Raw genomic sequence first — 6,450 nt, 5'->3', positions numbered from 1 at the left:
ATCCAAGATTTACAGATTCATTGCACAAGCTTTAGTGTTTTTGCACCAGAACCTATTAATTACGCATTTAGATGTTGTCGTTAGGCGTAATCTTCATGAGTTAATTCAGCGTCAACATGTGAAAGACTTGATTAACTCGCTTGAAACTGATAATGGCGTTTTATTAGAAGAAATTAAGAAGAAAGAAATCGATTTATCACTCGTGCAAAATGTTATTAAACAACTTCTGAAAGAAGGAATTTCAATTCGTGATTTACCAACAATTATTGAAGGTATTATTGACGGGAAAGAAATTTATCAAAACCATGTTGATGGTGTCACTGCATTTGTTCGTGAATGTATTTCAAAAGTTATTTGTGAGAGTGCGAAAAATCCTGATGGAAAAATTTATGCAGCGCTTTTCGCTGATTCAATCGAGTTAGATGCGGATGTTGTTAATAATTCATACCAAGGTTATTTATTAAACTGGGATTTAGATTTAGAAACGCGAGTAGTAGAGCAAGTACAGCGCGTTTTCAAACAAGCTCGTTTAATGGGAAGAGAGCCAGTATTATTAACACGCAGAAAAGATTTCAGGTTTGCGATTGTGAGACTTCTTGAACGTTATCAAATAGAAGCTAAAGTATTATGTATTAGTGAATTAGCACCAGAAATTGTTGTAGATCAAATTGCTTATATTGAATAGTAGGGGGTGAAGTAATGGAAAGTACAGAAAAAAAAGAAGCGTTAATGCGAATAAAAGCAGCTTCGAAAAATGAATTGTATCGAAAGTTATTTGACCAATATGGTACAGATTATTACTACGTTGTCGATGAAAGTGTAAAACGAAACATCCCGTTTTTTTGGAAGAAGAATTATGAAATGTTAGTCGCTTTTCCTGAAGATAAACAGGAAGAAAGTAACGAAGGCGTAACTCAATTTCATGAACAATTAATGGATGTTGTAAATGAACCTTCAGAAGAAATTGTGAAGGCAAATGGAATTCAATCGGTACTGCACAATTTAGAAAACGTAACGACTTCTATGCCGTACGCAGCGATGCAAACAGGAAATAGTGAAGAATGGGCAAGAAAAAAAGAGAAACTATTACAACTGTTTGAAAAAGGGATTGTCGTTGTGAAACATACGGAGGCGACGAAAGTAACGAAAAAACAGCCTACTGTGAAACAAGCTATTCCTGTAAAGAAAGAAGAAGTAGTTGTAAAAAAAGAAAAGCAGGAATCTGTGCCATTTATTATTCAAAAAGTAATTCGGATGTTAGAACAAAACGATGTGGAACAATATTTCATTCATGCATATGCTGAAAAATTAAAAGTGAAGTTTGAGAATGCAACGATGATTACAGAAGAGGAAGTCATCGGATACATATTGGAAGATATGAGATCTCATTTCAATACTGAAAACGTATTTGAAAAAGAAGTACAAACGATTGCATTAATAGGTCCAACTGGCGTTGGAAAAACGACGACACTTGCGAAAATGGCATGGCAGTTTCACGCTAAGAGAAAAACAGTTGGTTTTATTACGACGGACCACTCTCGCATTGGAACAGTGCAGCAATTACAAGATTACGTAAAAACAATTGGGTCAGAAGTAATCGCTGTGCGAGATGAAGCAGCTATGACAAGGGCGCTCACTTATTTTAAAGAAGAAGCGCGCGTCGATTATATATTAATAGATACAGCCGGGAAGAATTATCGTACGTCAGAAACGGTTGAAGAAATGATTGAGACGATGGGACAAGTAGAGCCAGATTATATTTGTTTAACATTATCAGCTTCTATGAAAAGTAAAGACATGATTGAAATCATTACGAACTTTAAAGATATTCATATTGATGGTATCGTGTTTACGAAATTTGATGAAACAGCGAGTAGTGGTGAATTGTTGAAAATTCCAGCTGTATCATCAGCTCCAATTGTATTAATGACAGATGGACAAGACGTGAAGCAACATATACATATCGCTACAGCTGAACATTTAGCAAAACAAATGTTACAAACATCGTAAGAAAAGAGGTGAAGAATAAGGCACTTGCCTTATTCAAACGAGTATGAACGGTCTTTATATAGGTTCTATGGGTATGATGAATTACATGCAGCATATTAATGTTCATTCAAATAACGTTGCAAATGCCCAAACGACAGGATTTAAAGCAGAAAACATGACGTCTAAAGTATTTGATGTGCAAGACACATATCGCCGCGGAGACGGATCGGCGACAAATATCGGCTCGGTCGATTACGCTGTCATACCAGCTGCGACGCATGTGAACTTAGTACAAGGAAATGTACAAATGACAAATAGTGCTACAGATTTCTTTTTAGACGACGGTGCGGCTGGCACATCATCATTTTTCGTTACTTCTAAAAATAATGAAACATTTTTAACAAGAGACGGAAGCTTTACAGTAAATAGTGATCGTTATTTACAAACATCTGCAGGTGCTTATGTTATGGATGTAAATAATGAACGTATTCGTATTCCTGAAAATGTTGATTTCTTCGTATCTAATAATGGAGAAATTTATAGAGAAATTAACGAAGGAACGCTGCAAGATCCAGATATTAAGAGAATAGTAATTGCACAATTGCAAACGAAAACAGTAGACGTAGAAACGAACGCTCGCCTCGTACAACGTGAAAATAAAAGTTTTACACTAGCAGAAGGAAACGTTGCTGATTTACCGAATGGAACAGGGGCAGTACGTAATCATATGCTAGAAAATTCAAATGTGGATATGACGAAAGAAATGGCTGACCTTATGACGAATCAAAAAATGATTCAAGCATCGCAGCGTATTATGACTTCATTTGATAAAATTTATGAAAAAGAAGCAAATGAAATATTGAGATAAAAGACTCCCGTTAGCGGGAGTCTTTTTTGTTGTTGCTTTTATTTCAGTTACATCATAAAATGATATTGATAATCATTATCGTTTTATGCGTTATAAAAAATACAAGATGTGATGGTCGCATCACTTGTTTAACTAGGTGAATTAAAAACTAAGGGGAAGGTGTGTACATATGTCTACAAAAAAACAGCTTTGCATTGGACTATGTTTGATTTCTAGAAAGAAAGAACAAGAGAGTATGTTTAATTCAGGGATAGATGAACAAGTAGAGTTGGCACTACAGGCAGAAAAGGCTAAGTTAGATTTTGTTTTTAAAGCGGATTATTTAGTGGCACATCCAGATTTAATTGCACGTAATAAGGGGAATGTAATTTTAGATCCAACATTACTTTTTACTGCAATTGCTTATGCGACAGAAAAGATTGGAGTGGTTACGACCGCTTCAACATCATTTTATCCACCATATATACTAGCGAGGCAACTACAATCTTTAAATTGGATTAGTAACGGCCGAGTAGGTTGGAACATTGTCACATCAATTGATGGTGCTGAAAACTTTGGTGAGGCAGGGATGCCACCATCCGAGGAACGATACGCGAAAGCGGCAGAATGTACAGAGCTAGTAAGAAAACTTTGGAGGAGTCATCCTTATGAAGTTTTGAAAGAAGACAACGCAGACGTAATTAGAGAAATGGTACAGCCAATTGAGCATAGTGGGGAACACTTTGAGGTGAAAGGTCCACTTAATGTTCCGCAACATATTTCTGGGGAAATGCCTTTATTTCAAGCGGGTGCGTCAGAGTCTGGCCGGAATTTCGCTGCTTCTGTTGCGGATGCAATTTTCGCCGCGATGCCAGATATAGAAACAGGAATTGAACTTCGTCAAGATTTAAGAAGAAGAGCAGAAAAGCATGGCCGAAAGCAAGATGATATACGTGTATTGCCTGGTTTATATTTCTTTATTGGCGATTCATATGAAGAAGCGCTAGAAATGCACAGGCAAGCTCATCAACACCTTACAAAAGAGAAGAGGTACGCTTTACTCGAAATGGTTCTCGGATTAGATGTTAGAGGGATGCCATTAGAAAGTAAGGTTACTGAACATATGCTACCAAGTAGAAATCAAGCTGTACGTAGTAAAACACATGCCGAATTATTACGGAATTTCATCATAAAAAATGAACCAACTGTTGAGCAAATACTAGAACGACCAGAAGTTGTTGGTTCTGCTCATTGGGTCGCTATTGGCACACCACAAGATGTTTGTAAGCAAATTATGGAAAGATTTGAAGCAGGGGCACTAGATGGATTTATTGCAATTCCAGGGGGGCCTCCAAAATCATTGGATTTGTTCTTTAGTGAAGTCATTCCTTTATTCGTGAGAGCAGGTGTGTTTAGGGAAGAGTATACAGGTTCAACCTTACGTGAGCATCTGGAGGGGAACATATCAAATACTTTGCAGTTAAAATAAGTGGAATAGTATGTACAAAAAGCCTTTCACAAGAAGGCTTTTTATTTCGTTTTAAAATTTCAGAATTATCAATTGACTTTATAAGTCTTCTTTTTTATATTAGTAGGTATAGTAATAACTACTAATATAAAATGCATCGTTTTGAAATGAGAGTTATTTAGATTGTGAGGGATTACCGATGGATGAAATTATAAAAGAATTACAAAAGTTAGGTTTTTCTCAATATGAATGTAAAGCGTATATTGGTTTATTAAAACATTATCCAGTAACAGGTTATGAAGTTAGTAAACAAACAGGTGTACCCCGTTCAATGATTTATGAAGTACTTGGCAAGTTGATGGATAAAGGTGCAGTACATTTAGTTCCTTCTGAACCAGTGAAATATGTACCAGTACCAGCTACTGAATTAATGGATCGAATGCGAAAAGATTTCGAGAAATCATTTGAATTTTTAGACCGAAAATTAAATTGTTTAGAGCAGGAGCGACAAATTGATGTAATTTCGCATATTCGCTCAAATGATCGTGTTTTGAAAGAAATATGCAATATAATTAGTAGAGCAAAGGAAGAGTTATGGATTTCTATATGGGAAGATCAAGTGCATGAGATTGAACCGCTTATTCATAAAAAGGAAGCGGAAGGAGTACATATATTTTCAATCTTATTTGGTGCTCCAGAAACAAAAATAGGAGCGACATTTCATCATAATTATATGACGCCTCACGTTGTTGAAAAGAGAATGGGTGGTCATTTAACTGTTATCGCACGTGATGGGGAAGAAGTGTTAATTGCCAACTTCTCAAATGATAGCACTTCATGGGCTGTTACAACGTACGACCCAGCTTTAGTTCTCGTTGCTACGGAGTATGTGCGGCATGACATTATGGTGGAAGAGATTACGAAGGAATTTGGAGCTGATAAATTAGATACGTTATGGCGAGAAAATATAGATTTAGTTCACGTCGTAACAGGAAAACGTAGTATGGAAGAAATGGAGGGAGAGAAAGGTGAATAAAGCTCAGGCACATATGACATTGCAGAGCGAGGATACATTTCAACAAGGTGTAAAGGATTGTTTACCAACTGTATTTGGATATTTGAGCATTGGTATAGCGGCTGGTGTTATTGCGAAAACAGCTGGTTTCTCCATCATTGAAATTGCTTTTATGTCCACTTTAATTTATGCAGGTTCTGCCCAATTTATATTAGCTGGTATGTATGCAGCTGGTGCTCCTGCTTCCGCAATTATTTTTACCGTGTTCTTTGTTAATTTACGCCACTTATTAATGAGTGCGGCACTCGCACCTTACTTCACAAAGATTCCTCTATTTAAAAACTTAATAATTGGTTCGCAAATTACAGATGAAACTTTCGGTGTTGCAGTGCAACAAGCAGCGCAAAAAGGCTATTTAGGCGAGAAATGGATGATGGGGCTTAATGTAACAGCATATTTAAATTGGATTATCGCTACGATTATCGGCGGGCTTTTTGGTGAATGGATACCAGATCCACATACGTACGGGATGGATTATGCATTACCAGCAATGTTTATCGGACTATTTGTTCTTCAGCTTATAAGTAGCAAACCGAAACTAGCAATTCATCTTACTGTTGCAATTGTAGCTATTATTATTGCATATGTTTCACACTTATTTATGCCAGATAGTATAGCAGTTATCATTGCAACCTTATTAGCTGCGACGATTGGAGTGGGGATTGAAAAATGGAAATGAGATTAGACGTATTATTACTTTTACTAGCAGCAGGAGCAGTTACACTCGTGCCACGTATTTTACCTCTACTCGTATTTAGCAAACTACAAATTCCAGACTGGGGTTTAAAATGGTTAAATTACATACCAATTGCGATATTAGCAGCACTCTTAGCTCAAGTACTATTTATGCACGAGACGGTGCAGTGGGATTACCTTATTGCAGCAATTCCAACATTTCTTGTTGCAATATATACTCGTAGTTTATTAGGAACAGTATTAACAGGCGTCATTGTGATTATTTTGTTACGTTTATTTTTCTAAAAAGGATTCAGCTCATATAATAGCGAAAGGTGTAATAACATGAAATATATAGGGGTGGTGTTATGATACTTTTAACGATAGGAGCAATAT

Annotated in this window: 6 protein-coding genes and 1 pseudogene; all 7 read left to right on the top strand. The window is 36.4% G+C overall.

Annotated elements, in window-relative coordinates:
- Positions 1-685, top strand: a pseudogene (flhA, locus tag AB3X49_RS15830) (flagellar biosynthesis protein FlhA); the annotation flags it as partial.
- Between the two features lie 14 nt (positions 686-699).
- A complete protein-coding gene (gene flhF / locus AB3X49_RS15825; RefSeq protein ID WP_367963229.1) occupies positions 700-2,010 on the top strand; it encodes a flagellar biosynthesis GTPase FlhF in 1,311 nt (436 codons plus the stop codon).
- 43 nt (positions 2,011-2,053) lie between these two features.
- A complete protein-coding gene (locus AB3X49_RS15820; protein WP_367963227.1) occupies positions 2,054-2,857 on the top strand; it encodes a flagellar basal-body rod protein FlgG in 804 nt (267 codons plus the stop codon).
- Between the two features lie 169 nt (positions 2,858-3,026).
- Positions 3,027-4,325 carry an NtaA/DmoA family FMN-dependent monooxygenase gene (locus AB3X49_RS15815; RefSeq protein WP_367963224.1) on the top strand — a complete coding sequence of 433 codons (1,299 nt, stop codon included), beginning with the start codon at positions 3,027-3,029 and terminating at the stop codon, positions 4,323-4,325.
- A gap of 178 nt (positions 4,326-4,503) precedes the next feature.
- Positions 4,504-5,340, top strand: coding sequence for a TrmB family transcriptional regulator (locus AB3X49_RS15810; RefSeq protein ID WP_367963222.1), 837 nt, complete (start codon positions 4,504-4,506; stop codon positions 5,338-5,340).
- A 13-nt stretch (positions 5,341-5,353) separates the two neighbouring features.
- Positions 5,354-6,058 (top strand): AzlC family ABC transporter permease, encoded by a 705-nt coding sequence (locus tag AB3X49_RS15805; protein WP_483298784.1) that lies wholly within the window; start codon positions 5,354-5,356, stop codon positions 6,056-6,058.
- Positions 6,049-6,360 (top strand): AzlD domain-containing protein, encoded by a 312-nt coding sequence (locus AB3X49_RS15800; RefSeq protein WP_367963217.1) that lies wholly within the window; start codon positions 6,049-6,051, stop codon positions 6,358-6,360. The genes AB3X49_RS15805 and AB3X49_RS15800 overlap by 10 nt, the downstream gene beginning before the upstream one ends.
- The last annotated feature ends 90 nt before the right edge of the window (positions 6,361-6,450 follow it).

Origin of the sequence: Bacillus sp. C30 (assembly GCF_040838255.1) — a bacterium.
Lineage (GTDB): Bacteria > Bacillota > Bacilli > Bacillales > Bacillaceae_G > Bacillus_A > Bacillus_A mycoides.
This window is presented reverse-complemented; position numbering and strand designations above follow the sequence as displayed.

Bases quoted from the DNA above. Each gene is read 5' to 3' on its own strand.
- AB3X49_RS15810 (WP_367963222.1), top strand. From the start codon at position 4,504: ATGGATGAAATTATAAAAGAATTACAAAAGTTAGGTTTTTCTCAATAT.
- AB3X49_RS15815 (WP_367963224.1), top strand. From the start codon at position 3,027: ATGTCTACAAAAAAACAGCTTTGCATTGGACTATGTTTGATTTCTAGA.
- AB3X49_RS15820 (WP_367963227.1), top strand. From the start codon at position 2,054: ATGAACGGTCTTTATATAGGTTCTATGGGTATGATGAATTACATGCAG.
- AB3X49_RS15800 (WP_367963217.1), top strand. From the start codon at position 6,049: ATGGAAATGAGATTAGACGTATTATTACTTTTACTAGCAGCAGGAGCA.
- AB3X49_RS15805 (WP_483298784.1), top strand. From the start codon at position 5,354: ATGACATTGCAGAGCGAGGATACATTTCAACAAGGTGTAAAGGATTGT.
- flhF (WP_367963229.1), top strand. From the start codon at position 700: ATGGAAAGTACAGAAAAAAAAGAAGCGTTAATGCGAATAAAAGCAGCT.